Origin of the sequence: Salinisphaera sp. PC39 (assembly GCF_040361335.1) — a bacterium.
GTDB lineage: Bacteria > Pseudomonadota > Gammaproteobacteria > Nevskiales > Salinisphaeraceae > APNM01.
Map to the genome: position 1 here is coordinate 154,888 of NZ_APNM01000007.1, position 26,940 is coordinate 181,827.

The window sequence follows — 26,940 nt, forward strand, 5'->3', positions numbered from 1 at the left end:
TCGTGAATGGCTGACACGCAGACCTCCTCGCGGATCTCGCCGGATACGGCGGACGGACCCGCCAGCGTCCCGCGTCACGTCGCCATCGTGATGGACGGTAACGGCCGCTGGGCGGCCGCCCGCGGCAAGCCCCGCACCAGCGGTCACGCCGCCGGCGCCCGTGCCGCCCGGGACGCGGTGGAGGCGGCGCGCCGCAGCGGCATCGAGGTGCTGACCCTGTTCGCGTTCTCCAGCGAGAACTGGCGTCGCCCGCGTGCCGAGGTCCGGGTGCTCATGGACCTGTTCCTGCGCACGGTCCGCAAGGAGGCGCCGGAACTGCGCGCCAACGGTATCCGCCTGCGTTTCATCGGCGCGCGCGACCGCTTCCCCGAGGCACTGCAGCGGGGCATGCGGCGCGCCGAACTGCTCACCGCCGAGAACGCCGACATGGACCTGCTGGTGGCGGTGGACTACGGCGGCCGCTGGGACATCGCGCAGGCCGCGCGCCGGCTCGCCGAGGACTGCGCCGCCGGCCGCCTGGACCCGGCGGATATCGACGAGGATCGCTTCGCCGCGGCGATGAGCCTGGCGAAATACCCGGCACCGGACCTGTTCATCCGCACCGGCCGCGAGCGACGCCTCAGCAATTTCCTTCTCTGGGACCTGGCCTACACGGAGATGTACTTCAGCGACATCCTGTGGCCGGACTTCGACGCCGGGGCGCTGGCCGCCGCCGTCGAATGGTTCGGGGGACGCGAGCGCCGCTTCGGTCGTGTCTGAGGCGCCCCGGACCGGCATGCTGCCGAAAACCCCGAACACGATCCCCGCCGGCACCGTGAACCGGAGGCCGTCGTCATGCTCCTGACACGCGTGCTGACCGCCCTGGCGCTGCTGCCGCTGGTGGTGGCGGCCATCCTGTGGCTGCCCACGGACGCGATCGCCGTGGTGGCCGGCGGCGCGTTCGCGATCGGTGCCTGGGAATGGGGCCGTCTCCTGGACTTCCGGACCCGCCAGGCGCGCGCCGTCTGCGCGGCGATCGCGATCGCGGGCTTCGCGGGGCTATGGTGGCTGCCCGCGCAGCATCCGATACCGCGGGCCCTGATGGCGGCGGCCGTGATCTGGTGGCTCTGCGTCGTCCTCTGGATCGCCCGTTTCCCGCGCGGCTGGGAAGCGAGCCTGGGCCGGCGGCCGCTGGCGGCGGCGCTGGGCGTGGTGGTGCTCGGTGCCACGTTCCTCGCGATCCTCGCCGTCCATGACCGTGCCGACGGGCCGGCATTGCTGCTGTTGTTGTTCGTGCTGACCTGGGCGGCGGACACCGGCGCCTATTTCAGCGGCCGTTTCCTGGGACGGCACAAGCTCGCGCCCCGCGTGAGCCCCGGCAAGACCTGGGAGGGCGCCGCCGGCGGCGTCGCGCTGGCGACGCTCGCCGCCGCGCTCGGCGGCTGGTGGCTGGGGCACGGCGGTGCCGCGCTGGCGGCCTGGGCCCTGCTGGGCGCCGTGGTCGCCGCGATCTCCATCCTCGGCGATCTCACCATCAGCATGTTCAAGCGCAGCGCCGGCCTCAAGGACGCGGGCCAGCTTTTCCCGGGCCACGGCGGCATCCTGGACCGGCTCGACAGCCTGCTCGCCGCGGCCCCGGTCTACGCGGCGGGCCTGGCGATGCTGCCGGCGTGAGTCCGGGGGCCCGCGGCACCGACTGATATCGCCGGGGATCGTTTTCGGCTCACCGTGGTCGAAGCGGAAACCGACACCGAGCCCGACAGGGGAGATCGACAGAGACAATGCCCGATTGGTTGCTATCCGTGCCCGCGTTCATCGTCGCCATCGGCCTGCTGGTGGCGGTGCACGAGTATGGCCATTTCTGGGTGGCCCGGCGCATGGGCGTGCGCGTGCTGCGTTATTCCATCGGTTTCGGCGCCAAGCTGTGGGGCCGCACCAGTTCCCGCAGCGGGACCGAATACTGGTTATCGGCGATCCCGCTCGGCGGCTACGTGAAAATGCTCGACGAGCGCGAGGGGCCGGTCCCCGACGCCGACAAGCCCTACGCCTTCAACCGCCAGTCCGTGGGCAAGCGCATGGCCATCGTGGCGGCGGGACCGGCGGTGAACTTCGCCTTCGCCATCGTGGCCTATTGGCTGGTGTTCATGCTCGGCGTAGCCGGGATCAAGCCCGTCATCGGCGACGTGCCCGAGGACACCCGGGCCGCGGCGGCCGGCCTGTCCGAGGGCCAGCACATCGTCGCCGTCGCGGGTCGCGAGACGCCGACCTGGCAGGATCTGCGCCTTACGCTCATCGAGCAGGCGCTGGCCGGCGGCGAGGTGCCGTTGTCCGTCACCGACGGGGAGGGCGGCGACGCCCGCGAGGTCCGGCTGGACATGACCGGTGTCTCCGCCGACCCGGAACGGCTGTTCGGCGAGCTGGGTCTCGCGCCCTACCGGCCGGACGGTACCCCCGTGATCGCGGAGGCGCTGTCCGGCGAACCCGCGGATGCCGCCGGCCTTCGGGCCGGTGACAAGGTACTGGCCGCCGGCGGCGAGCCGATGCGGGATCCGCAGGCATTGGTGGACTGGGTCAAGGCGCATCCCGGCGAGACCGTGAGCCTGCGCATCCGGCGCGACGGCCGCGAACGCGAGGTCCGGGTGAGCCTGGACGCGATGACCGTGGACGGCGAACGCGTCGGTCGCCTGGGCGCCCAGCTCGGGATCGACAGCGACGAATGGGCCGCCCTGCAGACCGAGCGTCGCCTGGGCCCGCTGGCGGCGGTGCCCGCGGCGTTGGAACAGACCTGGTCGGTGTCGGCGCTGACCGTGCGCCTGATGGGGCGCATGCTGGTGGGCGACGTTTCGTGGAAGAACATCAGCGGCCCGATCCAGATCGCCAACTATGCCGGCAAGACGGCCAGTGTCGGATTGGAGGCGTTCATCGGTTTCCTGGCGCTGGTGAGCGTCAGCCTGGCGGTGCTCAACCTGCTGCCGGTGCCGGTGTTAGACGGCGGGCATCTGCTGTATTATGCGATCGAGCTAGTTCGCGGCCGGCCGTTGTCCGAAGAGGCACAGGCCATGGGTCAGCAGCTAGGCATGGTCGCGTTGCTGCTGCTGATGAGCCTGGCCTTCTATAACGACATCCTGCGTCTGTTGAGTTAGCCCGCATCGATCGCGTGGCTATACGGTTGGTATCGATTCATGGCGGGCTTGCTCTTGACGAAAACCGTGGTTACAACTACGAGCTTCGCTCCGGAGCGGCGCCGGCCCCTGACAAGGTCGGCGTCGGGCTATTCGGGCCCCGCGACGGATACGGACTAGGTTTTTATGCCGAGATACTCTATGCGCGCCCTGGGCGCGACGCTGTGCCTTTTTTTCGCCGTTTCGGCTTGGGGGCTGGACACCTTCCGGGTGCAGGACATCGAGGTCGAGGGACTCCAGCGCCTGGAGAGGGGCACGGTGCTGACCTACCTGCCGCTGTCCACCGGCGACGTCCTCGACGCCCAGCGTAGCCAGCAGGCGATCCGCGCCCTCTACGACACCGGCCTGTTCGAGGATGTCACGCTGGCGCGCGAGGGCGACACCCTCGTCGTCCGCGTCACCGAGCGTCCCGAGATCGCCACCTTCACGATCGAGGGCAACAAGCAGATCGGCGGCGAGGAACTCAAGAAGAGTCTGGCGGAGCAGGGCCTGGCCGAGGGCGAGTTGTACAAGCGGGCGCTGCTCGATCAGTTGGAGTTGGAGCTGCGCCGTCAGTACTACGCCAACGGCTTCTATGGCGTGCAGATCGAGACCGAGGTCACCGAGCTCGAGGGCAACCGGGTCGATATCGCGATCACCGTGGACGAGGGTCGCGTCGCCACGATCCGCGACATCAACATTGTCGGCAACGAGGATTTCACGGACGAGGAGCTGCTGGATGTCTTCTCGCTCGAGACCAGTCAGCCCCTCTACAAGGATCCCGCCTTCTGGCGCAAGAACGACCGCTATTCGCGCGAGAAGATGCTGGGCGACCTGGAAACGCTGAATTCCTTCTACCAGGACCGCGGTTACCTGCGCTTCAACGTCACCTCGATCCAGGTCTCGCTGTCGCCCGACAAGCGCGACATCTACCTGACCGTCAATATCGAGGAGGGCGAGCCCTACACCATCAGCGAATACAGCTTCGCCGGCGAGTTGATCGTGCCCGAGGCCAACCTGCGACGGCTGGTGTCGGTACGCGAGGGCGAAATCTTCTCGCGCAGCCAGGTCGAGGCCACCAGCACCCGCATCAGTTCGGGCCTGGCGGATTTCGGCTACGCCTTCGCCGAGGTCGATCCGCTGACCCAGCTCGACGAGGAGAACAAGACCGTCGATCTCACCTTCTTCGTGGAGCCGGGCCGCCGCGCCTACGTGCGCCGGGTCAACTTCTCCGGCAACGAGAAGACCAATGATGTGACCCTGCGCCGCGAGATGCGGCAGTTCGAGGGCGCCAGCTTCTCGCGCAGCAGCGTCGAGCGTTCGCGCACCCGCCTGGCGCGGCTGCCGTTCATCGAGGACGTGCAGGTCGAGACCGAGCCGGTCCCCGGGTCCGAGGACCTGGTGGACGTGAACTACAGCGTCAGCGAGCGGCCGGCCGGCACCCTGCAGTTCGGCGTCGGTTTCTCCGACGCCCAGGGCTTCCTGATCAACGGCAGCGTGACCCACAGCAACTTCCGCGGCACCGGCAACCGCGTGTCCCTGCGGGCCGAGACCAACGATTTCGCCCGCACCCTGTCGGGTAGCTGGACCGATCCCTACGCCACCGACGAGGGCGTGTCCCGCACCGTGTCGCTGTTCTACCGCGACACCGAGCAATTGATCCGGTTCGGTTCCGGCTTCGACCTGAACTCGCTGGGCGGCTCCTGGACCTACGGGTTGCCGCTGACCGAATACACCACCCTGCGGGCGGGCGTCGGCGCCCAGCGCAACGAGATCACCAGCGTCGGCTTCCTGTCCGGTCAGGTGGTCGAGTTCATCAATCGCAACGGCCGCGAATTCTTCACCTACGAGTTCCGGACCGGCATCTCGCGCGATACCCGCAACCGGACCTTCTTCGCCACCCGCGGCACGCTCACCGAACTCAACTTCGACTTCAAGCTGCCCGGCTCCGACCTGGAGTACTACGTGGCGAACTTCCGTCACGAGCGCTACTTCAATATCGGTCGCTGGAGCGACTGGCTGTCCGACAAGTTCGTGCTCGAGAGCCAGTTGCGCATCGCCGACGCCGCGCTCTACGGCAGCGGCACCGACGTGCCGCCCTACGACAACTTCTTCGCCGGCGGCGCGCGCTCGGTGCGCGGCTTCGAGGACGGCAGCCTGGGCCCGCGCGATACCTTCGATAACCCGTACGGCGGCCAGTTCCTGACCACGCTCCAGAACGAACTGGTGATCCCGACGTTCCTCGAGAGCGACAACAAGTCCACGCGCCTGGCGCTGTTCTACGACATCGGCAACGTGTTCTCGGGCGCCGACCGCTTCGAGGCCAGCGAGTTGCGCAAGTCCGGCGGTGTGGCGTTCTACTGGTTCACGCCGTTCTTCGGTCTGCTGCGGGTCAGTTACGCGGCGGTGGTCGACGACCAGCCCGGCGACGAGGTCGACCGCTTCCAGTTCTCGTTCGGCGTGGGGCTGTAGGGCCCGGGCCGGGATTTATCAAACGCATGGATTGCATGGCATTACATAGAGAGGGGATGACGACAATGACCGTAAAGCGAATCGCATTCGCGGCCGTGCTGCTGGCGGGCCTGGGCCTGGCGATGCCGGCCGCCGCGCAGCAGGATCTCAAGATCGGCGTGGTCAACCTGGCCCGCCTGGTGACCGAGTCGCCGCAGGCCCAGCGCGCCCGCCAGAACATGGAAGGGCAGTTCGCCTCCCGCATGGAGGAACTGCAGGAGCGTCGCGAGAAGTTGCAGTCCGACGTCGAGCGGCTCAAGCGCGACGGCTCGGTGATGAGCGACGAGGCCCGCCAGAAGCTGGAGGACTCGATCCGGGACCAGCAGCGGCGTCTGCGTCTGGCCCAGGAGGAGTACAACGAGGACGTCCAGCGCGCCGAGCAGCAGGAAATGCAGGAGCTGCGCCAGGACATCCGCGAGGTGATCGACACCTACGCGCGCGAGCAGGGCTACGACCTGATCGTCGGCGACGGCATCCTGTACGCCGGCGAGCGGGTGGACCTCACCGACAAGGTGCTGGCACGCCTCAAGGACAAGATGTAAGGCCGGCCGGGTCGGGTCGGTGAGCCGCTATCCGCTGGGCGAGATCGCGCGGCGTTTCGGGCTGACGCTGCGTGGCGACGGCGAGACGTCCGTGGACGGCGTCTGCACGCTGTCGCCGGGCCGTCCCGGCGGACTCGCCTACCTGGGCGACGCCGCCCATCGCGACCTGCTGGCCGGTACCCGCGCCGAGGCCGTGATCCTGACCGCCGACCAGGCGGACGACTGCCCCTGCGCCGCCCTGATCGCGGAACGGCCGCGACTGGCCTTCGCGCGGATCGCGGCGTTGTTCGAGCCGCCCGGCCCCGGTCCGGGTACGGCGCCCGGCGCCGCGATCGCGCCGGACGCCGAGGTCGACCCCGGCGCCGCGATCGGCGAGCGCGCCGTGGTCGCCGCCGGCGCCCGCGTCGGTCCGGGCTGTGTCCTGGAGGCCGGCTGCGTGATCGGGCGTGACGCCGTGGTCGGCGCCGATACCCGCGTGGGCGCGAACGCCGTGATCGGCGATCGCGTGCGCCTGGGCGAGCGGGTCCGGATCGAGCCCGGTGCCATCGTCGGCGCCCGCGGCTTCGGACTGGAGCCGGACGAGCAGGGCGTGTGGCAACCCATCCCGCAGCTCGGGACCGTGATCGTGGGCGACGACGTCGAGATCGGGGCCGGCTGCACCATCGACCGGGGCGCGATCGAGGACACCGTGCTGGAGCAGGGCGTCAAGCTCGACAACCAGGTGCACATCGCGCACAACTGCCGAGTCGGGGCGCATACCGTGATCGCGGGTTGTACCGGTATCGCCGGCAGCACGTCGATCGGGCGTCACTGCCTGATCGGCGGCGGCGTGGGCATCGGCGACCACGTCACCGTGGCCGACAGGGTGATCATCACCGGCGGCACCCAGGTGCCCGCAGACATCGTGGAACCGGGGGTTTATTCTTCCACGTTGAAGGCCATGCCGGCGGGCGAATGGCGCAAGCGGCTGGCGCTGCTGCGCAAGCTGGACCGTATCGAGAAGCGGCTGCGGCAATTGGAGCGCGGCGCCGGCGGCGACTGACGCCCGGCAGCGCGCCGCGCCGCGTGTTTGGATCGAGGAGAACAAGATTGAGCGCAGAAGACACCGGGAGCTACGGCATCAAGACCATCCTGGAGCAGATTCCCCACCGTTTCCCGTTCCTGCTGGTCGACCGGGTGGAGAATTGCACGCCGGGCCAGCGCCTGACCGCGATCAAGAACGTCACCATCAACGAGCCCTTCTTTCCGGGGCATTTCCCCACGGAGCCGGTGATGCCGGGCGTCCTGATCCTGGAAGCCCTGGCCCAGGCCGGCCTGCTGCTGGGCATGCGCACGGCCGGTCCCGACAAGGCGGGCACCATCGTCTACTTCGCCGGCATCGACAACGCGCGCTTCAAGCGCCAGGTGGTGCCGGGCGATCAGCTTCGGCTCGAGGTCGAGTTGACGTCCGCCAGGCGGCGTCTCTGGAAATTCCACGGCGAGGCCTGGGTCGGCGATAAGCTGGCGTGCGTCGCCGACCTGATGGCGATCCCCGCGAAAACCGCCGATACAGGGGAGGGCGACGCCCATGGGTAGCGACAGCCGCATCGACCCCACCGCGCGGGTGCATGAGGATGCACGCCTGGCCGAGGATGTCGAGGTCGGCGCCTACAGCGTGATCGGTGCCGACGTGGAGATCGGCAGCGGCACGCGTGTCGGCCCGCATGCGGTGGTCCACGGGCCGACCCGGATCGGACGCGACAACCGCATCTTCCAGTTCGTGTCGCTGGGCGAGGATCCGCAGCACCGCGGTTACCAGGGCGAGCCCACACGCCTGGAGATCGGCGACCGCAACAGCTTCCGGGAATTCTGCAGCGTGCATCGCGGCACCACCCTGGACGAAGGCGTCACCCGGATCGGCGACGACAACCTGTTGATGGCCTATTGCCATATCGCCCACGACTGCGTGCTGGGCAACGGCGTGACCATGGCCAACGGCGCCAGCCTGGCCGGGCACGTGCGTGTCGGCGACCATTGCATCCTCGGCGGCTTCGCGCTGGTCTATCAGTTCGTGCACGTCGGCACGCTGGCGTTCCTGGGCTACGGCAGCGGCGTGAGCCATTCCGTGCCGGCCTTCGTTCGCTGCTCCGGCTATCCGGCCAAGCCGCACGGCATCAATTCCGTGGGCATGCGCCGGCACGGCTACGACGACAGCGACGTCACCGCCATGAAGCATGCCTACCGGGTGCTCTACCGTTCCAAGCTCCGGCTGGAGGAAGCCAAGGCGCGCCTGGCCGACGACGCCGCAGGCAATGCCGCGGTGAAGGAATTCCTGGCGTCGCTGGAGGCCTCCGAGCGCGGCGTTATTCGCTAACAATGAACCACAGGGGCACAGGGGCACAGGGGATTCGAATTTTCTGTGTCTGTCCTCCGTGCCTCTGTGTCTCTGTGATTAGCCGGTTTGGTGACGCATGACGGAACGCACGCCGCGGATCGCAATGGTGGCCGGCGAGGTGTCGGGCGATACCCTGGGCGCGGGGTTGATCGAGGCGCTCAAGGCGCGCTATCCGGATGCGACCTTCGAGGGTGTCGCGGGCACCGGGATGACGGCCGCGGGTTGTCGGGCCCTGGCCTCGGTCGACGAACTGGCCCTGTTCGGCATCGGCGAGGTGGTCGGCGAGATTCCCCGGCTGTTGCGCCTGCGCAAGCGTCTGCTGAGTCACTGGACCGAGTCGCCGCCGGACGTGTTCGTCGGCATCGATGCACCCGCCTTCAACACCGGCCTGGAACGGCGCCTGCGCGCGGCGGGCGTGCCCACCGTGCACTACGTCTGCCCGACGGCCTGGGCCTGGCGCGAAGGGCGAGTGCGCGCCCTGCGCGAGGCCGTCGACCTGATGCTGTCGATCTTCCCCTTCGAGGAGGATTTCTTCGCGCGCCACGGTGTGCCGGTGCGCTATGTGGGCCATCGTCTCGCCGATGAACTACCCCTGCACCCGGACGCCGCCAGCGCCCGCGCCGCGCTCGGCCTCCCGTCCGCGCGGCACTGGGTGGGTCTGCTGCCCGGCAGCCGGCTCTCCGAGGTGGAACGACTGGGACCGGCCTTCATCGATACCGCGCTCTGGCTGCGGCGGCGGTTGCCGGACGTGGCGTTCGTGGCGCCGATGGCGCGCCCGCGGGTCGCCGACCGATTCCGGGCCCAGCTCGCCGAGCGCGCCCCGGACCTGACCGTTCACTTGATCGACGGCCGCTCGCGCGAGGTGATGCGCGCGGCGGATGCCCTGCTGGTGGCGTCCGGCACCGCCACGCTGGAGGCGCTGCTGGCGAAGGCGCCGATGGTGGTGGCCTATGCCGTGTCGCCGTTCACCTACCGCCTGGTGCGTCACCTGCGGCTGCTCAAGGTGGCGCACGTGAGCATGCCCAACCTGATCGCCGGCCGCGCGCTGGTCCCGGAATTCCTGCAGACCGAGGTGCGGCCCGAGATCCTGGGGCCGTGGCTTTACCGTCTGCTGGTCTCGCCGGCGGCGAGATCGGCGCAGATCGATGGGTTCACCGAATTGCACGAACGCCTGCGCCGCGATGCCGACGCCGCCGCCGCGGACGCGGTGGCCGGGGTGATGGAGGGCGCGGCATGAGCGATTTCCTGTTGGCCGGCGTGGACGAGGCCGGACGCGGGCCGTTGGCCGGACCGGTGGTGACCGCCGCGGTGATCCTGCCAGCGGACCACGGCATCGAGGGCCTCGGCGATTCCAAGCGGCTGACCGCGGCCCGTCGCGAGACCCTGGTGCCCCTGATACAGGAACGGGCGGTGGCCTGGGCCATGGGTCGGGCCGAGCCCGACGAGATCGACGCCGTCAACATCCTGCAGGCGACGATGCGCGCGATGGCGCGGGCCGTGGCCGCCCTCGGGATGCCGCCCGAGGTGGTGTGGGTCGACGGCAACCGCTGTCCCGACCTGCCGGTGCCGGCACAGGCGGTGGTGGGGGGCGACGGCTCGGTGGCCGCGATCAGCGCCGCCTCGATCCTGGCCAAGGTAGCGCGCGATGCCGAGATGGCCGCGCTCGACGCGCAGTATCCGGGCTATGGCTTCGCCGACCACAAGGGCTACGGCACCGCCGCCCACCGCGCGGCGCTGGCACGCTTGGGCCCGTGCGCGGCGCATCGTAGAAGCTTTGCGCCCGTGCGCGACGCGGCCGCCGCCCACGAGGTCCAGATGACCCTCGACTGGTCCTCCCACCAGGAAACAAGACACACGACACACGAAACCCCTTGCGCGGACCCGCCGCGCAAGCCACCCCGCGTGCGTTAGTATTGGCGCCGATGACGGCTCCATTCGTCCACCTGCGCCTGCATACCGAATACTCCCTGTCCGACGGCATCGTCCGGATAAAGCCGCTGCTCGCGCGCGCCCGCGAGCTGGGCATGCCGGCCGTGGCGATCACCGACATCGCCAACCTGTTCGGCATGGTCAAGTTCTATCGCGCGGCCTTGGCCGCCGGGGTGAAGCCGATCATCGGGGTGGACCTCTGGATCCGCGGCGAGGGCGGGGAACCGCCGTCCCGGCTGACGCTGCTGTGCCAGGACCGCACCGGCTACCGCAATCTCTGCGAGATCCTCACCGACAGCTATCTGCACGGCCAGCACCGTGGCCAGGCCCTGACCGATCCGGCCTGGCTCACGGGGCGCACCGACGGCCTGATCGCCCTGTCCGGCGCGGCCGAGGGCGATGTCGGCCGGGCCCTGGCCGGCGGCCGGCGCGAGGCCGCCGCGGCCGCCGCCCGGCATTGGGCGGCGCTGTTCCCGGAGCGCTACTACCTGGAGCTGGTCCGCACCCAACGCGAGGGCGAGGAAGCCTGTCTCTCAGAGTCCGTGGCCCTGGCGCTGGACCTGGACCTGCCGGTGGTGGCCACCAACGACGTGCGTTTCCTCAAGGCCGAGGAGTTCGAGGCGCACGAGGCCCGCGTGTGCATCCACGACGGCCATACCCTGGACGACCCGCGGCGGCCGCGGCGCTACTCCGCGGAGCAGTACCTGAAGTCGCCGGAGGAGATGGCGGCGACCTTCAGCGATCTGCCGGAGGCGCTCGAGAACAGCGTCGAGATCGCGCGCCGCTGCAACCTCGAACTGACGCTGGGCGAGAACTTCCTGCCGCGTTTCCCGCTGCCGGAAGGCCACGATGCCGCCAGTTATCTGCGCGAACAGTCCGCCGCCGGTCTCGAAGAACGTCTGGCCGACCTGTACCCGGACCCGGACGAGCGCGAGGCCCGCCGCGACACCTACGAGGCCCGGCTGGCCCACGAACTGGATGTGATCGGGTCGATGGGCTTTCCCGGCTACTTCCTGATCGTGGCCGATTTCATCGCCTGGGCCCGCGACAACGGCGTCCCGGTGGGGCCGGGGCGCGGTTCCGGCGCCGGCTCGCTGGTGGCCTACGCGCTGGGGATCACCGACCTCGACCCGTTGGCCTACGACCTGCTGTTCGAGCGCTTCCTGAACCCCGAGCGGGTGTCGATGCCGGACTTCGACATCGACTTCTGCATGGAGGGGCGGGACCGCGTGATCGAATACGTGGCCGAGCGCTACGGCCACGAGAAGGTCTCCCAGATCATCACCTACGGCACCATGGCCGCGCGCGCGGTGGTGCGCGACGTCGGCCGGGTGCTGGGCCATCCCTACGGCTATGTCGACCGCATCGCCAAGCAGGTGCCGTTCGCGGTGGACATGACCCTGGAGCGGGCCCTGCAGGAGTCCGAGGAGCTCAAGGCGGGCTACGACGAGGACGAGGAGGTCCGCTACCTGATCGACCTGGCGATGGCCCTGGAAGGCCTGTGCCGCAATCCGGGCAAGCACGCCGGCGGCGTGGTGATCGCGCCGGACGAGTTGATCGAGTTCACGCCGCTGTACTGCGAGGCCAACGGCGGCAACCGCGTCACCCAGTTCGACAAGGACGACGTCGAGGCGGTCGGCCTGGTCAAGTTCGACTTCCTGGGCCTGCGTACCCTGACCATCATCGACCGGGCGGTGCGCATCGCCAACGAACGCCTGCGTGCCGCCGGCGCCGACGAGATCGACATCCGCGGCCTGCCGCTGGACGACGAGGCGTCGTTCGAGCTGCTGCGCTCGGGTCAGACCACCGCCGTGTTCCAGCTCGAATCCGCGGGCATGCGGCGCCTGATCAAGCGCCTCAAGCCCAACGATTTCGAGGACATCGTCGCCCTGGTGGCGTTGTACCGGCCCGGACCGCTGGAGTCCGGCATGGTCGAGGACTTCAACGCCCGCAAGAACGAGGGCGCCAAGGTCCTCTATCCGCATCCCAGCCTGGAGCCGGTGCTGGAGCCCACCTACGGGGTGATCCTGTACCAGGAGCAGGTGATGCAGATCGCCCAGGAGCTGGCGGGCTACAGCCTGGGCGGGGCCGACCTGCTACGGCGCGCCATGGGCAAGAAGAAGCCCGAGGAGATGGCCAAGCAGCGCGCGGTCTTCCTGGAGGGCGCCAAGTCGCGCGGGATCGAGGAGGACACGGCCGCCTACATCTTCGACCTGATCGAAAAGTTCGCCGGCTACGGTTTCAACAAGTCGCACTCGGCGGCCTACGCCCTGGTCTCCTACCAGACCGCCTGGCTCAAGGCGCATCACCCGGCGGCGTTCATGTGCGCGGTGCTGTCCGCGGACATGGACAACACCGACAAGATCGTGACCCTGATCGACGAGTGCCAGCGCATGGAGATCGAGGTGCTGGCGCCCGACATCAATGCCTCGGCCTACGATTTCTCGGTGGTCGACGAGGGCTCGATCCGTTACGGCCTGGGCGCGATCAAGGGCGTGGGCCGGGCCGCGATCGAGGCCATGATCGCCGAGCGCGGGGCCGGCGGCGCGTTCGACGGCCTGTACGCGTTCTGCCGCCGGATCGACACCGGCCGGGTCAACCGGCGCGTGCTCGAGGCCCTGATCCGGGCCGGCGCCCTGGACCCGCTGGGCCCGAACCGGGCCAGCCTGATGCAGGGCCTGCCACGGGCCCTGGCCGCCGCCGAGCAGGATCGCAGCGCCGAGCAGGTGGGGCAGGACGACATGTTCGGCCTGGGCGCCCAGGATCCGGCACAGCCGGCGGTGCACGAGCTGGAGACCCTGCCGGAATGGCCCGAGGAGGAGCGCCTCCGGGCCGAGCGCGACACCCTGGGTCTGTATCTCACCGGGCATCCGATCAACGCCTGGGAGAACGAACTGGCACGTTTCACCAGCGGCAAGATCGGCACGCTCGTGGGCGAGATGACCCGCCCCGACGAGGCGGCCGGCTTCAACGGCAACGGCCGCGGCCGGCGCACCGTGGTGGTGGCCGGCTTGGTGGTGGAAGTCCGGCGCATCCGCCGCGGGCGGCGCGTGGTGTTCGTGCTCGACGACCGCAGCGGCCGGCTGGAATGCACCCTGTTCGAGGAAAAGGCCGCCCGCTACCAGCATCTGCTCCAGCCCGACAAGTTGCTGGTCGCCGAGGGCAGCCTGAGCTACGACGATTACACCGAGGGCTATCGCCTCAACCCGACCGAAATCCTGGAGATGGACGCCGCCCGGGAGCGATATGCGGCGCGCATCCTGTTACAGTTGAGCGACCAGCGCCGCTTCGACGTCGACGAGCTCGCCGGTGCGCTGGAGCGCTACCGCGCCGACGGCGGCTGCGGCATTGTCGTGCGCTACCGGAACGCGTCCGCGCGCGCGGTGCTCACCCTGGACGGCACCCGCGTGCGCGCCTGCGAGGCGCTGCTGGACGACCTGCGCGGTCTCGGCGGCGTGGAGGGCGTGGCGGTACGTTATCGACGTCCCCAGACACATTGATTTATGAAGAAAAAGCACATCGACTACCTGGACTTCGAGCAGCCGATCGCCGAGCTGCAGGACAAGATCGAGGAACTGCGCTTCGTCGCCGACGGCAGCGAGGTCAACCTGAGCGAGGAGATCAACCGGCTCGAGGTCAAGAGCCGGAACCTGACCGAAGAGATCTTCGGCAAGCTCACGCCCTGGCAGGTGGCGCAGCTCGCGCGGCATCCGCAGCGCCCCTATACCCGGGATTACCTCGACGGCATGTTCACCGATTTCGAGGAGCTGCACGGCGACCGCCACTTCGCCGACGACCCGGCGATCATCGGCGGGCCCGCGCGTCTCGACGGCCAGGCGGTGATGGTGATCGGCCACCAGAAGGGCCGGGACACCAAGGAAAAGGTCTATCGCAACTTCGGCATGCCCAAGCCGGAAGGCTACCGCAAGGCCCTGCGCCTGATGCAGATGGCCGAGCGCTTCCGGCTGCCGGTGCTCACCTTCATCGACACGCCCGGCGCGTACCCCGGCATCGGCGCCGAGGAGCGCAACCAGAGCGAGGCCATCGCCCGCAACCTGTTCGAGATGTCGCGGCTGCGTACCCCCATCATCTGCACGGTGATCGGCGAGGGTGGCTCCGGCGGCGCCCTGGCGGTGGGCGTGGGCGACCACATGGCGATGCTCCAGCACAGCATCTACTCGGTGATCTCGCCCGAGGGCTGCGCCTCCATCCTCTGGAAGAGCGCGGACAAGGCCCAGGACGCCGCGGACGCGATGAAGCTGACCGCCGACAGCCTCTACGGCCTCAAGCTGATCGACGAGACCGTGCCGGAGCCTCTGGGCGGCGCCCACCGCGATCCCGAGGCGATGATGGCCACCCTCAAGGAACGCCTGCTGGCGACGATCGCGCGGCTGCAGCGCACCGCGGTCAACGATCTCGTCGACACCCGCTACCATCGTCTGATGCGCTTCGGCGACTTCAAGGGTTAGCCGAGCCGAAGAAGAATTACCACAGAGGCGCACAGAGGCGCGCAGGGGACAAGCGAGTTTGCCGTTAAGGACGCGCCGATAGGCGCGATCCGGCCCCCGTCCGATGTACGCTGTTGACCTTGGTTCGTCGGCCGAGCGGTATGATCCGGCTATCAAGAAACCTATTTCCCTCTGCGCGCCTCTGTGCGCCTCTGTGGTTTCTCATCGGCAGTCGGGAATGGCAATGACACCGGAACAGGCGCTGTCTCGACTGCCTGTGCCGGGCGCCGGGGGGCGTTACCTCGTCGCCTTCAGCGGCGGCGTGGATTCGACCGTGCTGCTGCATGCGGTGGCCGTGGTCGCCGGCGACGTGCCCGTGGCGGCCGTGCATGTCCACCACGGACTGCAGGCGGTCGCCGACGACTGGGATGCGCATTGTCGGCGCGTATGCGCGGCCCTGGGTGTCCCGCTGACCGTCGAGCGGGTCCGGGTGGACGATACCGGCGAGGCGGCGGCGCGAACGGCCCGCTATGCGGCCCTGCGGGCCCGCACGGGCCCCGGCGACCTGTTGCTGACGGCCCATCATGCCGACGACCAGGCCGAGACCTTCCTGCTGCAGGCCCTGCGCGGCGCGGGCGTGGCCGGTCTGGCGGCGATGCCGGCGATGCAACCGTTCGGGGCGGGGCGCCACCTGCGGCCCTTCCTGGGCCTTCGGCGTCCGGACCTGGAGGCCTACGCGCGCGGACGGGGACTGGACTGGGTCGAGGACCCCAGCAACCGCGATCCCGACGTGACCCGCAGCGCATTGCGGGCACGCGTGATGCCGGCGCTCGAAACCGTGCGGCCCGGTGCGGTCGCCGGTATCGGACGGGCCGCCGCGGCCGCCGCGGATGCCGCCGCGCTCGGGCGCGAGGTGGCGGACGCCGATCTCGCGGCCTGCGCCGGGCCGCTCGCCGCGAGTCTGTCATTGTCGCGGGTCGCGGCCCTGTCGGCACCGCGGCGGCGCAATCTCCTGCGGCGCTGGCCGCGGCATCACGGCCTGCCGTCGCCGCCGCCCAACCAGCTCGCCGCGATCGAGACCGAGCTGTTGCCCGCCCGGCCCGACGCCGGTCCGCGCGTGGCCTGGACCGATGCCGAAATCCGCCGCTACCGCGACTGGCTTTTCCTGATGCCGTGTCTGGCGCCGGTGCCGGGATCGTTCGAGGCCGCCTGGCCGGCCCGGAGCGGACTGGCGTTGCCGGCCGGTTGCGGCTGGCTCGCGGATGCGCCGGCGGACCGCGGCGGGTTGGCCGGGGAGCGTGGCCCGTACACCGTGCGCCTGCGGCGCGGCGGCGAGCGTCTGCGGTTGCCCGGGCGCGCGCACGACACCGATCTCAAGACCTGGCTGCAGGCCGCGGGCGTGCCGCCGTGGGTGCGCGCGCGACTGCCCCTGATCATGGCCGGGGAGCGGATCGCGGGCGTCGCGGATTGGCTGGTGTGCGAAGGCTTCGCGGCCGCGCCGGGCGCGGCCGGATACCGTCCGCGCTGGATCGCGCCGCCACCCGGCGCCGCGCTCGCCCGCGTTGTCGGGGGCGGGCAATTCGGCTAGCATTCGGCCTTTATTGATCCGCCCATCGAATAGACGGATGCTCGCGGATCAATGACGCAGGCCGTGGGTGGCCTGCCGCGGCCGCAGGCCGCGGAGCGCCGGACGGACATGGGCCGGCCGGCGCGTGCCGGATTCCGAAACGGATTTCGGGTATTTGGCGAACGATTTGGTATTTCGCGTTTCAGGTGTCGTGTGTCGCGTCGGAGGCGGGTCCACGTGGATCGGACGGTCATGGGGCAGGAAACGCGAGACACGAAGCAGGAGCGCCGTGGTGCGGCCGTCGTGGCGACCGCGGCCTCGTCCGTCCAGACGCAGCCCTCACCAAGGATCGTTTTCTTCGTATGAGCACCGAGGACTCGGCGCAGACCGCCGTGGTGGACGACACCACGTCCACCCGCTTCATCTTCGTCACCGGGGGCGTCGTGTCCTCGCTGGGCAAGGGCATCGCCGCGGCCTCGCTGGGCGCGCTGCTGGAGGCCCGCGGCCTGCGCGTGTCCATGATCAAGTTGGACCCGTACATCAACGTCGACGCCGGCACCATGAGCCCGTTCCAGCACGGCGAGGTGTACGTGACGCGCGACGGCGCCGAGACCGACCTCGACCTGGGCCACTACGAGCGCTTCCTCAAGACCCGTACCTCGCGCCTGTCGAACTTCACCACGGGGCAGATCTACAACAACGTCATCAACAAGGAGCGGCGCGGGGATTATCTCGGCGGTACCGTCCAGGTGATCCCGCACATCACCGACGAGATCAAGCGCTGCATCCTCCAGGGCGGGGAGGGCGCCGACGTGTGCCTGGTCGAGATCGGCGGCACCGTGGGCGACATCGAGAGCCTGCCGTTCCTGGAGGCGATCCGCCAGATGGGCGTGGAGCTGGGCGAGGGCCGGTCCCTGTACCTGCACCTGACCCTGGTGCCCTTCATTCCCTCCAGCGGGGAGATGAAGACCAAGCCGACCCAGCACTCGGTCAAGGAACTGCGGTCCATCGGCATCCAGCCGGATATCCTGCTGTGCCGGGTCGACCGGCCGCTGCCCGAGGGCGAGCGCCGCAAGATCGCGCTGTTCACCAATGTCCGCGAGCGCAACGTGATCGCCGCGGTGGACGTGGACGACATCTACAAGATCCCCGCCTGGCTGCACTCGCAGGGCCTGGACGACCTGGTGCTGGAGCATTTCGGCATGCAGGCGCCGCCCGCGGACCTGACCACCTGGCGCGAACTCGTGGACGCGCGCGAGCGCCAGGACACCGAGGTCAACGTCGCCATGGTCGGCAAGTACGTGGACCTCACCGACGCCTACAAGTCGGTGAACGAGGCCCTGATGCACGCCGGCCTCCACACGGGCACGCGCGTCAACATCCATTACATCGATTCCGAGCGGATCGAGAACGAAGGCGAGGACATCCTCGCCGAAATGGACGCGATCCTGGTGCCGGGCGGCTTCGGCGAGCGCGGCATCGAGGGCAAGATCGCGGCGGCCCGCTACGCGCGCGAGCACGGCATTCCCTATCTGGGCATCTGCCTGGGGATGCAGGTGGCGGCGATCGATTTCGCGCGCGCCGTCGCCGGGCTCGAGGGCGCTCACAGCACCGAGTTCGATGCCGACACGCCGCATCCGGTGATCGCCCTGGTCACGGAATGGCACGACCCCGAACGGGGCGTGCAGCAGCGCGACGAATCCTCCGAGCTGGGCGGCACCATGCGCCTGGGCGAGCAGCTTTGCCGGCTGGAGCCCGGCAGCCGCGCCGCCGAGCTGTACGGCAAGGACCAGGTCATGGAGCGCCACCGCCACCGCTACGAGTTCAACAACAACTATCGCGACGCGCTCGCCGGGCGGGGTCTGCGCTTCTCCGGGTTCTCCGAGCGCGAGAATCTGGTGGAGATCATGGAGTTGCCGGACCATCCCTGGTTCATCGGCTGTCAGTTCCATCCGGAGTTCACCTCCACGCCGCGCGCCGGCCATCCGCTGTTCATCGGTTTCATCGACGCCGCCCGCCGGCGGCATGCCGGGGCGGCATGAAGCTCTGCGGCTTCGAGGCGGGGCCGGACCGGCCCCTGTTCCTGATCGCGGGCCCGGACTCGCTGGAGTCGGAGGCCCTGTGCGTGGACGTGGCCGGGCAGCTCGCGGAGATCACCCGCGAGCTGGGCATGCCCTATATCTTCAAGGGATCGTTCGACAAGGCCAACCGTACCTCGCACGAGTCCTATCGCGGCCCCGGTCTGGAAGAGGGGTTGCGAATCCTGCGCGCCGTGCGCGAGCAGGCGGGCGTGCCGGTGACCACGGACGTGCACACGGTCGAGCAGGTGGGGCCCGTGGCCGAGGTCGCGGACCTGCTGCAGACGCCGGCCTTCCTCTGCCGGCAGACCGATTTCATCCGCGCGGTGGCATCGGCCGGCCGGCCGGTGAATCTCAAGAAGGGGCAGTTCCTGTCGCCCTGGGACATGTCCCGGGTCGTGGCCAAGGCCCGGGATGCCGGCAACGACCGACTGTTGGTGTCCGAACGCGGCTATAGCTTCGGTTACAACAACCTGGTGGCGGACATGCGCGGTCTCGCCGCGATGCGCGCCACCGGCTGTCCCGTGGTGTTCGACGCCACCCACTCGGTGCAGTTGCCGGGCGGGCAGGGGGGCAGCTCGGGCGGCCAGCGGGAATTCATCCCGGTGCTCGCCCGGGCCGCCGTGGCGAGCGGGATTTCGGGTCTGTTCATGGAGACCCACCCGCGACCCGCGGAAGCGCTCTGCGACGGCCCCAACTCGTTGCCGCTGTCGCGGGCGCGCGAATTGCTGGAGGTGCTTCGGGAGATCGACGCGGCGGTCAAGTCGCGCCCGTTCCTGGAAGACGATGTTTCTTGACAAACCATAGACTTGGCAGAGCTTATTTATGTCGAAGATAAAGTCGGTACGCGGTTTTGAAGTGATCGATTCCCGCGGCAACCCCACGGTCGCCGCCGAGGTCGTGCTCGACTCCGGCGCCTTCGGGCGCGCCATGGTGCCGTCCGGCGCCTCGACCGGTAGCGGCGAGGCGGTGGAACTGCGCGACGGCGACCCCAAGCGCTACCTCGGCAAGGGCGTGACCAAGGCCGTCGCCAACGTCAACGGCGAGCTCGCCAAGGCGCTCAAGGACGCGGACGCCGACGACCAGGTGGGGGTCGACCAGCGGATGATCGAGCTGGACGGGACCGAGAACAAGGGCCGTCTCGGCGCGAACGCCATCCTGGGCGTATCCCTGGCCACGGCACACGCGGCGGCGGCGGACGCCGGCGAATCCCTGTACCACTACCTCGGCGGCGACGAGGCCCGGGTCCTGCCGGTGCCGATGATGAACGTGATCAACGGCGGCGCCCATGCCGACAACAACGTCGACATGCAGGAATTCATGATCCTGCCCGCCGGCCTGCCCAGTCTGCCGCAGGCGATCCGCTGCGGCGCCGAGATATTCCAGCATCTCAAGAAGCTGCTCAACGAGCGTGGCCTGAACACGGCCGTGGGCGACGAGGGCGGTTTCGCGCCGGACCTGCCCTCGAACGCGGCGGCCCTGGATACCCTCATGGAGGCGATCGAGCGTGCCGGCTACCGGCCGGGCGAGGATGTCTGGCTGGGCCTGGACGTGGCCAGCACCGAATTCCACCGGGACGGGCGCTACATCCTGGAATCCGAAGGCGAGGAGTACCATGCCGCGGGCTTCGTGGATTATCTCGCCGGCCTGGTCGACAACTATCCCATCCTCACCATCGAGGACGGCATGGCCGAGGACGACTGGGACGGCTGGCGCCTGCTGACCGAGCGTCTGGGCGACCGCGTGCAGCTCGTGGGCGACGACCTGTTCGTCACCAACACCCGCATCCTGCAGCGCGGCATCGAGGAGGACATCGCCAATGCGATCCTGGTCAAGCCCAACCAGATCGGCACCCTGACCGAGACGCTGCGCGCCATCGACGTGGCCAACCGCGCCGAATACGCCGCGGTGATCTCGCATCGGTCGGGCGAGACCGAGGACGCCACCATCGCCGACCTGGCCGTGGCCACGCCGGCCACCCAGATCAAGACCGGCTCGATGTCGCGTTCCGACCGCATCGCCAAGTACAACCGGCTGCTGCGGATCGCCGCCGAGCTGGGCGACCGCGCGCGCTATCCCGGCCGTGACGGTTTTCCTGTCTAGGGAAATGGAACCACAGAGGCACAGAGGCACAGAGAAAATTCACTAAAACCAAGAAAAGGCATGAATTCTCCAAAAGATGGAGGCGAAGTAGAAGCGCTTCATTCTTTTCGGGAATGCCTGCCTTGAAAACCCCTGTGCCCCTGTGCCTCTGTGGTTAATTCTTTCCTCATTTGCCATTTGCCTATATTCTCTGGCGCATGTACCGGTTTTCCGTCATCGCGCTGGTGTTGGTCTTCGGGGGTCTGCAGTACCGCCTGTGGATCGCCGACGGCGGCTATGCGGAGATCCATCGCCTGCAGCAGGATATCGACGCGGTGACCGCGGAGAACGCCGAGCGGCGCACCCGCAACGAGGCCCTGGAGGCCGAGATCGCCGATCTCAAGTCCGGCGAGGCGGCGATGGAGGGCCGGGCGCGCTCGGACCTGGGGATGATCCGCGACGGCGAGGATTTCTTCCTGATCGTGGATTCCCGCGAGGGCGGCGAGCCCTGATACCCGCTTTCCCCGCCCGCGTCCTCCGATGAGCGATGCCTCGCCGGAGATCGCCCTGCCGGGCGGCAGCGCCTTCCTGGCCGGCGCCCCGCACGCCCGTGGCGAGGCGCCCGCCGCCAGTGCCGTCCTGCGCCGCTCGCCGGAGGATTTCGTGGTCGACGAGATCATGCCCATCGACCTGACGGGCGAGGGCGAGCATCTCTGGCTGCACGTGGAGAAACGCGGTCTCGATACGCCGCGGGTCGCGGGTGCGCTGGCGGCCCATTACGGCGTGCGCGAACGGGACGTGGGCTACGCCGGCCTCAAGGACCGGCACGCGCTCACCCGCCAGTGGTTCTCGTTGCCCGCGCCGGTCACCGCGGAGTTGCCCGCGCCACCGTCGGCGGACGGCTTCCGCTGCCTGCGCGCGACGCGCCACCGCCGCAAGCTGCGGCGCGGCACGCATGCCGGCAACCGCTTCGAACTTACCCTGCGCGATTTCGAGGGCGAGCGCGCCGCGGCGGACGCCGATCTGGCCCGCGTCGCCCGCGACGGCTGCCCCAACTATTTCGGCCCCCAGCGCTTCGGCCGCGATGACGGCAACCTGGACCTGGGGCGCGCGCTGCTGCGGGGACACCGCATGCGCCGCGGCACGCGCCGGGGTCTGGCATTGTCGGCGCTGCGCTCGGACCTGTTCAACGCGGTCCTGGCCGCCCGGGTGGCGAACGGCACCTGGAACCGCCTGCTCGACGGCGAAGCCGCGGCGCTCGACGGCAGCCGCAGCGTGTTCGCGGTGACCGATGCCGCGGACGCGACGCTGCAGCGCCGGCTCGCCGAGTTCGACATCCATCCCAGCGGTCCGCTGCCCGGCCGCGGCGGCGACACCGTTGCCGGCGCCGCCGCCGCGTTCGAGGCGGAGGTGCTGGCCGGTTACCGGGAGGCGGTATCCGGGCTCGCCCGGCTGGGGGTGGACGCCGATCGCCGGGCCCTGCGCTTGCGTCCGGCGGACCTGACCTGGACGTGGCCGGGGCCGGCAACCCTCCGGTTGACCTTCGATTTGCCTTCCGGCGCCTTCGCCACGACCGTGCTGCGCGAAATCGTTGCCGTCCGATAGAGCGGGCCGGTCCCCGGCACTTGCCAGTCTTGAGCACCTGTATTAATTTGAAGATTCAGCAGTGCTAGGCTGACAGGAAAAATAAAAGGACTCGCACGTCGATAGGTCTTTTATCGTCGTGAAGGGTTGGTGGAGGAGACTACATCCGTTCGCGACGTGCCGCCGCGAGAGTTCCCGGGTGCCCCGCATTTCCCCATCGCCCGCCAGGACGCGCCCGCGTCCATCGGCTTGGATGCCCCCGGGAAGGGATGCCCCTGTGTGTATTGCCTGGGCCACGTGCCCACCGGATACCTAGGGGGGAAAGGACGATGACAATCCGGTTTTCGCTACGCGGCCGGCGTCGCCGCATCGCCGCCGTCTGCGCGTTCGCGTGCACGGTCGCGGTGCCGCAGGCCGCCGCCTATACCTTCGACCTGAAGGGCTTTCAGGGGAGTTTCACGAACACGGTCACCATCGGCGCCTCCATGCGCATGGAGGATCGCGATCCCGGTCTGATCGGCAAGAGCAACCTCAATCCGGGGTTGTGCGTCGGCCGGGACTCGATGGGCGACCTGCAGGGCGACACCTGCAACTCGAGCACCGATCCCAGCCTCAACGAGGCTTATGTGGACGCACCGGGCGCCTTCTCGGTGAACGGCGACGACGGCAACCTCAACTACGACAAGTACGACATCGTCTCGGGCGCGGGCAAGCTGTTATCCGAGCTGAGCCTGCGCAAGGGCGGCTGGAACCTGTTCGTACGGACCCTGGGTTTCTTCGACGAAGCCAACTACGACTTCGACGAATACCACCCGGACACCACCTTCCAGCCCCGCCATACGCCGCGGCCCGACGGCGCGGAGGACGCCATGGCCCGGGATTTCCGCATCCTGGATGCCTACCTGGACGGCGGCTTCAGCGTGCCCTGGCTGGGCGACCGCTACCTGCGGCTGCGGGTCGGCGACCAGGTGATCAACTGGGGCGAGAGTGCGTTCCTGTTGCTCAACAGCATCAACACGCTGAATCCGCCGGACGCGCCGCTGCTGCGTCTGCCCGGGTTCCAGATCGCGGAGCTGCTGCAGCCGCTGGGGATGGCCACGGCGCAGATGTCGCTGACCCCGAACGTTTCGGCCGAGGTGTTCTATAACTACGAGTGGGAGCCGGTCACCGTCGACCCGGTGGGCAGCTTCTTCTCCACGGCCGATATCGCCGGCGCCACCGACAACCGCTACGCCATGCTGTCCTTCGGCAAGGCGCCGGAGGACCCGGATGCCGCCTACGATCCGGCGGACAACATGGACGATTCCAGCGGCACCTTTTCCAGCGCGTCGCGCACGGTGTACTTCGACGAGGCGAACGAGGCGCGCGACGGCGGTCAATTCGGCCTGCGCCTGAACTATTTCGCGGAATGGCTGAACAACGGCACGGAGTTCAGCCTGTATGCCATGAACTACCACAGCCGTTTCCCGCTGGTAAGCGCGTACGCGGCGGACTCGACCTGCATCAACGACGCGACCGTGTCGTTGAGCCAGGCACTGGTGGATTGCGGCGGCCCGGGAAGCGGCGACAACGGCCGGCTGATGCTGGCGGGCGAGCCGCTGCCGGTGGACACGGTGCGGCTGCGTTTCGACTATCCCGAGGACATCAAGCTCTACGGCATAAGCTGGAACACGACCATCGGCAATTGGTCCTTCAACGGCGAGTACGCCTACCGGCCCAACCTGCCGCTCCAGATCCAGTCCGTGGACCTGATCTTCGCGGCCCTGCAGCCGGCGTTCCCCACGAACAACGTGGGCGACCCGCCGCCGCCGGCGGATCCCGCCGCGGTGGTGCCAAACCGGCGCGCCGCGGTGCCGGACTACATCGAGACCCTGTATCGCGGGAACACGGTGTCGCCGGGCGACTATATCCGCGGCTACGAGCGCATGGAGGTCGGCCAGTTCAACATGCAGTTCACGCGCACCATCGGCGGCAGCAACTGGTTGAACGCCGACCAGGTGATCGTGCTGCTGGAATTGGGCTTCCAGCACATCCCGGATTTTCCCGATCTGGACGAGTTCCAGTTCAACGCGCCCAACGTTAACACACACATAAGCAACGGCGCCGACGACACGGACTCGATCACCCGCGATTCGGCCACCCTCAATCCGGGCGGCGCCAACTGCACCCGGGCCTGCCGGCAGAACCCGACCGCGGCGACCGGCGGCTTCACGGACGATTTCTCCTGGGGGTTCCGCTTCCTCATGCTGCCGCGTTACCAGAGCCTGTTCTGGAACGTGAACGTGGAGCCGCTGCTGGCGTTGTTCGGCGACGTCGACGGCACCTCGCCGGGGCCGGGCGCGAACTTCATCGAGGACCGCCTGCAGGTGCTCACCGGCATCCGCTGGGATTATCTCAACGCCTGGAGCGGCGAGCTGCGCTACACCATGCAGACCGACATGGGCAGCGACGAGTTCCATCCCTCGCGGGATCGGGACGTGCTCAGCTTCTTCGTGGCCTATGAATTCTGATCCGGCGGCAAAACACGCCGGGCATGACAGCGAGGCCGGACCCGTGCCGCGGGTCCGTGCCGGGAGGGGAAAGAATGAACATCCGTACGACAATCATGCTGGCGGCCGGTCTGGTCCTCGGCGGTATGGGAGCGGCGGCGGCCAAGGTGCCGCAGGCGGAGGCCGACAAGCTCCGCAACGGTGAGCTGACCCCGCTGGGGGGCAAGCGGGCCGGCAACGAGGCCGGCACGATACCCGCCTGGGACGGCGGGCTCACGGAGATACCCGAGAGTGCCAAGCGTCAGGGGTATGTGAGCCGCAAGGGCGAACATGTCCGCGATCCGTTCCCGGAGGACGAGCCGCTGTTCACCATCACCGCGGACAATCTCGACGAGCACCGGGACAAGCTCACGGCCGGCCAGATCGCGCTATTCGATTTCTTCGACGAGTACAAGATGCCGGTCTACCGGACCCGGCGTACCGCGGCGAAGCCGCAGTTCGTCTACGACGAGGTCTACCGCAACGCCCTGGAGGCGGAACTGGTGGACAACGGCGAGGGCCTGTCCGGGGCGCGCATGGGGGTGCCGTTCCCGATCCCGCAAAGCGGGCGCGAGGTGATCTGGAACCACAAGGTCCGCTGGCGCGGTCTCGCCGCGACCCGCTGGAACAACCAGTTCCCGGTGACCTCCAACGGCTCGTTCAACCCGGTGAAGCTGAAGGAGGACGTGTACTTCGTCTACAGCGACCCGGATGTCACGCGCGAGGCGATCACCGAAGAGAACATCATCATCTATTTCCTGCAGGTGATCCGCGCGCCGGCGCGCCTGGCGGGCCAGATCCTGCTGGTGCACGAGACCGCCAACCAGGTGCAGGAGGTCCGCCGGGCCTGGCTGTACAACCCCGGCCAGCGCCGCATCCGGCGGGCCCCCAACGTGGGCTACGACAATCCCGGCACCGCCTCCGACGGCCTGCGCACCAACGACCAGCTCGACATGTTCAACGGCGCCATGGACCGTTATACCTGGAAGCTGGTGGGCAAGCGCGAGATCTACGTGCCCTATAACGCCTACCGGATCCACAGCCCGGAGCTGGACTACGACGACATCATCCAGGCGCGGCACATCGATCAGGACCTGACCCGCTACGAGCTGCACCGCGTCTGGGTGGTGGAGGCCCACGTGCGCGAGGGCACCAGCCATGTCTACAAGCGGCGCACCTTCTACGTGGACGAGGATTCCTGGCAGATCATGGCGGTGGACAACTACGACCAGCGCGACCAGCTCTGGCGGGTTCAGGAGGGTCACCAGGTCCAGGCCTACGATCCCGATTTCTACCTGACCCAGGGCATCGTCTGCCACACCATCTACGATCTCCAGAACAGCCGCTACATGGCCCTGGCGCTGAACAACGAGGACGACGAGACGATGGTGATCGAAGACCAGATCGACGACCCGCAGCGCTACTTCAACCCGCGCACCATCAACCGTTTCGCCTTCAAGTGATTGTTAACCACAGAGGTACAGGGGCACAGAGGAAAAAGATCTGAAATCGCAATGGGCATGCGAAGGAGAAGAAGCGAAAACGCTGACGCCCCGCATCCTTCGTGCCTTATTCCCTGTGCCTCTGTGTCCCTGTGGTTAATGCCTTAACGGCGCAGGAGGACGTAGACGGCGCCGGTGCCGCCGTCCACCGGCCGCGCCGAGCAGTAGGCGAGGACGTCGTCGCGGCGGCGTAGCCACAGGGCCAGCTTGGACTTGAGCACCGGGCCGCGGTTGCCGGAACGCAGCCCCTTGCCGTGCACGATGCGCACGCAGCGGTAGCCGGCATCGCGCGCCTCGGCCAGGAAAGCGGCGACCTCGCGCCGGGCGACATCCACGAACAGGCCGTGCAGGTCTAGCTCCGCCTGGCAGCGGTAGTGGCCTCGCCGCAGCCGTCGCATCACGGCGTGCTGGATGCCGTGGCGGCGATACAGGAGCTCGTCGCCGGTCTCGAATTCCTCGGGGTCACCCTCCAGCAATTCCTCGATCACGGCGGCCTCGTCGGCCTCGGTCGAGCGCGGCCGGGGCGGGGGCGGGGCGCGTCGCGGCGGACGCCGGCCGGGTTTCACGGGTGCGATATCGCCCAGCGCGTCGCGGAATAGCTCGCGGTCCTCGTCGGAGATCGGCGGCTTGTCGGGATCGCGGCTCATGCGGGGCG

21 protein-coding genes are annotated in these 26,940 nt (G+C 68.7%); 20 read left to right on the forward strand and 1 reads right to left on the reverse strand.

Annotation, left to right across the window (positions count from 1 at the left end; all coding sequences use genetic code 11):
* The first annotated feature begins 6 nt into the window (after positions 1-6).
* The 20 genes from uppS (at position 7) to PC39_RS08915 (ending at position 26,246) form a co-directional block, all read left to right on the forward strand.
* The gene (uppS, locus tag PC39_RS08820) at positions 7-759 is read left to right on the forward strand and encodes a polyprenyl diphosphate synthase (RefSeq protein WP_353253011.1); all 753 of its coding nucleotides are present in this window, start codon (positions 7-9) and stop codon (positions 757-759) included.
* A gap of 75 nt (positions 760-834) precedes the next feature.
* A complete protein-coding gene (locus tag PC39_RS08825; RefSeq protein WP_353253012.1) occupies positions 835-1,653 on the forward strand; it encodes a phosphatidate cytidylyltransferase in 819 nt (272 codons plus the stop codon).
* Between the two features lie 107 nt (positions 1,654-1,760).
* Positions 1,761-3,122 (forward strand): RIP metalloprotease RseP, encoded by a 1,362-nt coding sequence (gene rseP / locus PC39_RS08830; RefSeq protein WP_353253013.1) that lies wholly within the window; start codon positions 1,761-1,763, stop codon positions 3,120-3,122.
* Between the two features lie 180 nt (positions 3,123-3,302).
* The gene (gene bamA, locus PC39_RS08835) at positions 3,303-5,612 is read left to right on the forward strand and encodes an outer membrane protein assembly factor BamA (protein WP_353253014.1); all 2,310 of its coding nucleotides are present in this window, start codon (positions 3,303-3,305) and stop codon (positions 5,610-5,612) included.
* Between the two features lie 65 nt (positions 5,613-5,677).
* Positions 5,678-6,193, forward strand: coding sequence for an OmpH/Skp family outer membrane protein (locus PC39_RS08840; RefSeq protein ID WP_353253015.1), 516 nt, complete (start codon positions 5,678-5,680; stop codon positions 6,191-6,193).
* Between the two features lie 19 nt (positions 6,194-6,212).
* Positions 6,213-7,235 carry a UDP-3-O-(3-hydroxymyristoyl)glucosamine N-acyltransferase gene (lpxD, locus tag PC39_RS08845; protein ID WP_353253016.1) on the forward strand — a complete coding sequence of 341 codons (1,023 nt, stop codon included), beginning with the start codon at positions 6,213-6,215 and terminating at the stop codon, positions 7,233-7,235.
* A 47-nt stretch (positions 7,236-7,282) separates the two neighbouring features.
* On the forward strand, positions 7,283-7,768 hold the full coding sequence (fabZ, locus tag PC39_RS08850; protein WP_353253017.1) for a 3-hydroxyacyl-ACP dehydratase FabZ: 486 nt from the start codon (positions 7,283-7,285) through the stop codon (positions 7,766-7,768).
* The gene (gene lpxA / locus PC39_RS08855; protein WP_353253018.1) at positions 7,761-8,546 is read left to right on the forward strand and encodes an acyl-ACP--UDP-N-acetylglucosamine O-acyltransferase; all 786 of its coding nucleotides are present in this window, start codon (positions 7,761-7,763) and stop codon (positions 8,544-8,546) included. The genes fabZ and lpxA overlap by 8 nt, the downstream gene beginning before the upstream one ends.
* Before the next feature lie 97 nt (positions 8,547-8,643).
* Entirely contained in the window at positions 8,644-9,804 is a 1,161-nt protein-coding gene (lpxB, locus tag PC39_RS08860; protein WP_353253019.1) for a lipid-A-disaccharide synthase, read from the forward strand.
* Positions 9,801-10,478, forward strand: coding sequence for a ribonuclease HII (rnhB, locus tag PC39_RS08865; RefSeq protein ID WP_353253020.1), 678 nt, complete (start codon positions 9,801-9,803; stop codon positions 10,476-10,478). Before lpxB ends, rnhB begins: the two co-directional genes overlap by 4 nt.
* Before the next feature lie 11 nt (positions 10,479-10,489).
* Positions 10,490-13,996, forward strand: a complete 3,507-nt coding sequence (gene dnaE / locus PC39_RS08870) for a DNA polymerase III subunit alpha (protein ID WP_353253021.1) — start codon at positions 10,490-10,492, stop codon at positions 13,994-13,996.
* Positions 13,997-13,999: 3 nt separating this feature from the next.
* Positions 14,000-14,965, forward strand: a complete 966-nt coding sequence (locus tag PC39_RS08875) for an acetyl-CoA carboxylase carboxyltransferase subunit alpha (protein ID WP_353253022.1) — start codon at positions 14,000-14,002, stop codon at positions 14,963-14,965.
* Positions 14,966-15,188: 223 nt separating this feature from the next.
* Positions 15,189-16,532 (forward strand): tRNA lysidine(34) synthetase TilS, encoded by a 1,344-nt coding sequence (gene tilS / locus PC39_RS08880; protein WP_353253023.1) that lies wholly within the window; start codon positions 15,189-15,191, stop codon positions 16,530-16,532.
* A gap of 341 nt (positions 16,533-16,873) precedes the next feature.
* Positions 16,874-18,553: a CTP synthase gene (pyrG, locus tag PC39_RS08885; protein ID WP_353253024.1), complete on the forward strand. Its 1,680-nt coding sequence runs from the start codon at positions 16,874-16,876 to the stop codon at positions 18,551-18,553.
* Complete coding sequence (kdsA, locus tag PC39_RS08890; RefSeq protein WP_353253025.1) at positions 18,550-19,386, forward strand: 3-deoxy-8-phosphooctulonate synthase; 837 nt, start codon at positions 18,550-18,552, stop codon at positions 19,384-19,386. Before pyrG ends, kdsA begins: the two co-directional genes overlap by 4 nt.
* Positions 19,387-19,414: 28 nt before the next feature.
* Positions 19,415-20,692 (forward strand): phosphopyruvate hydratase, encoded by a 1,278-nt coding sequence (eno, locus tag PC39_RS08895; RefSeq protein WP_353253026.1) that lies wholly within the window; start codon positions 19,415-19,417, stop codon positions 20,690-20,692.
* 197 nt (positions 20,693-20,889) lie between these two features.
* Entirely contained in the window at positions 20,890-21,183 is a 294-nt protein-coding gene (locus tag PC39_RS08900) for a septum formation initiator family protein (RefSeq protein WP_353253027.1), read from the forward strand.
* A gap of 28 nt (positions 21,184-21,211) precedes the next feature.
* Positions 21,212-22,276, forward strand: a complete 1,065-nt coding sequence (gene truD, locus PC39_RS08905) for a tRNA pseudouridine(13) synthase TruD (RefSeq protein WP_353253028.1) — start codon at positions 21,212-21,214, stop codon at positions 22,274-22,276.
* 308 nt (positions 22,277-22,584) lie between these two features.
* Complete coding sequence (locus PC39_RS08910; protein WP_353253029.1) at positions 22,585-24,765, forward strand: DUF1302 domain-containing protein; 2,181 nt, start codon at positions 22,585-22,587, stop codon at positions 24,763-24,765.
* 74 nt (positions 24,766-24,839) lie between these two features.
* Positions 24,840-26,246, forward strand: a complete 1,407-nt coding sequence (locus PC39_RS08915) for a DUF1329 domain-containing protein (protein WP_353253030.1) — start codon at positions 24,840-24,842, stop codon at positions 26,244-26,246.
* A 143-nt stretch (positions 26,247-26,389) separates the two neighbouring features.
* Here PC39_RS08915 and PC39_RS08920 read toward each other — a convergent pair whose 3' ends face one another.
* On the reverse strand, positions 26,390-26,932 hold the full coding sequence (locus PC39_RS08920) for a Smr/MutS family protein (RefSeq protein ID WP_353253031.1): 543 nt from the start codon (positions 26,930-26,932) through the stop codon (positions 26,390-26,392).
* Positions 26,933-26,940 lie beyond the last annotated feature (8 nt).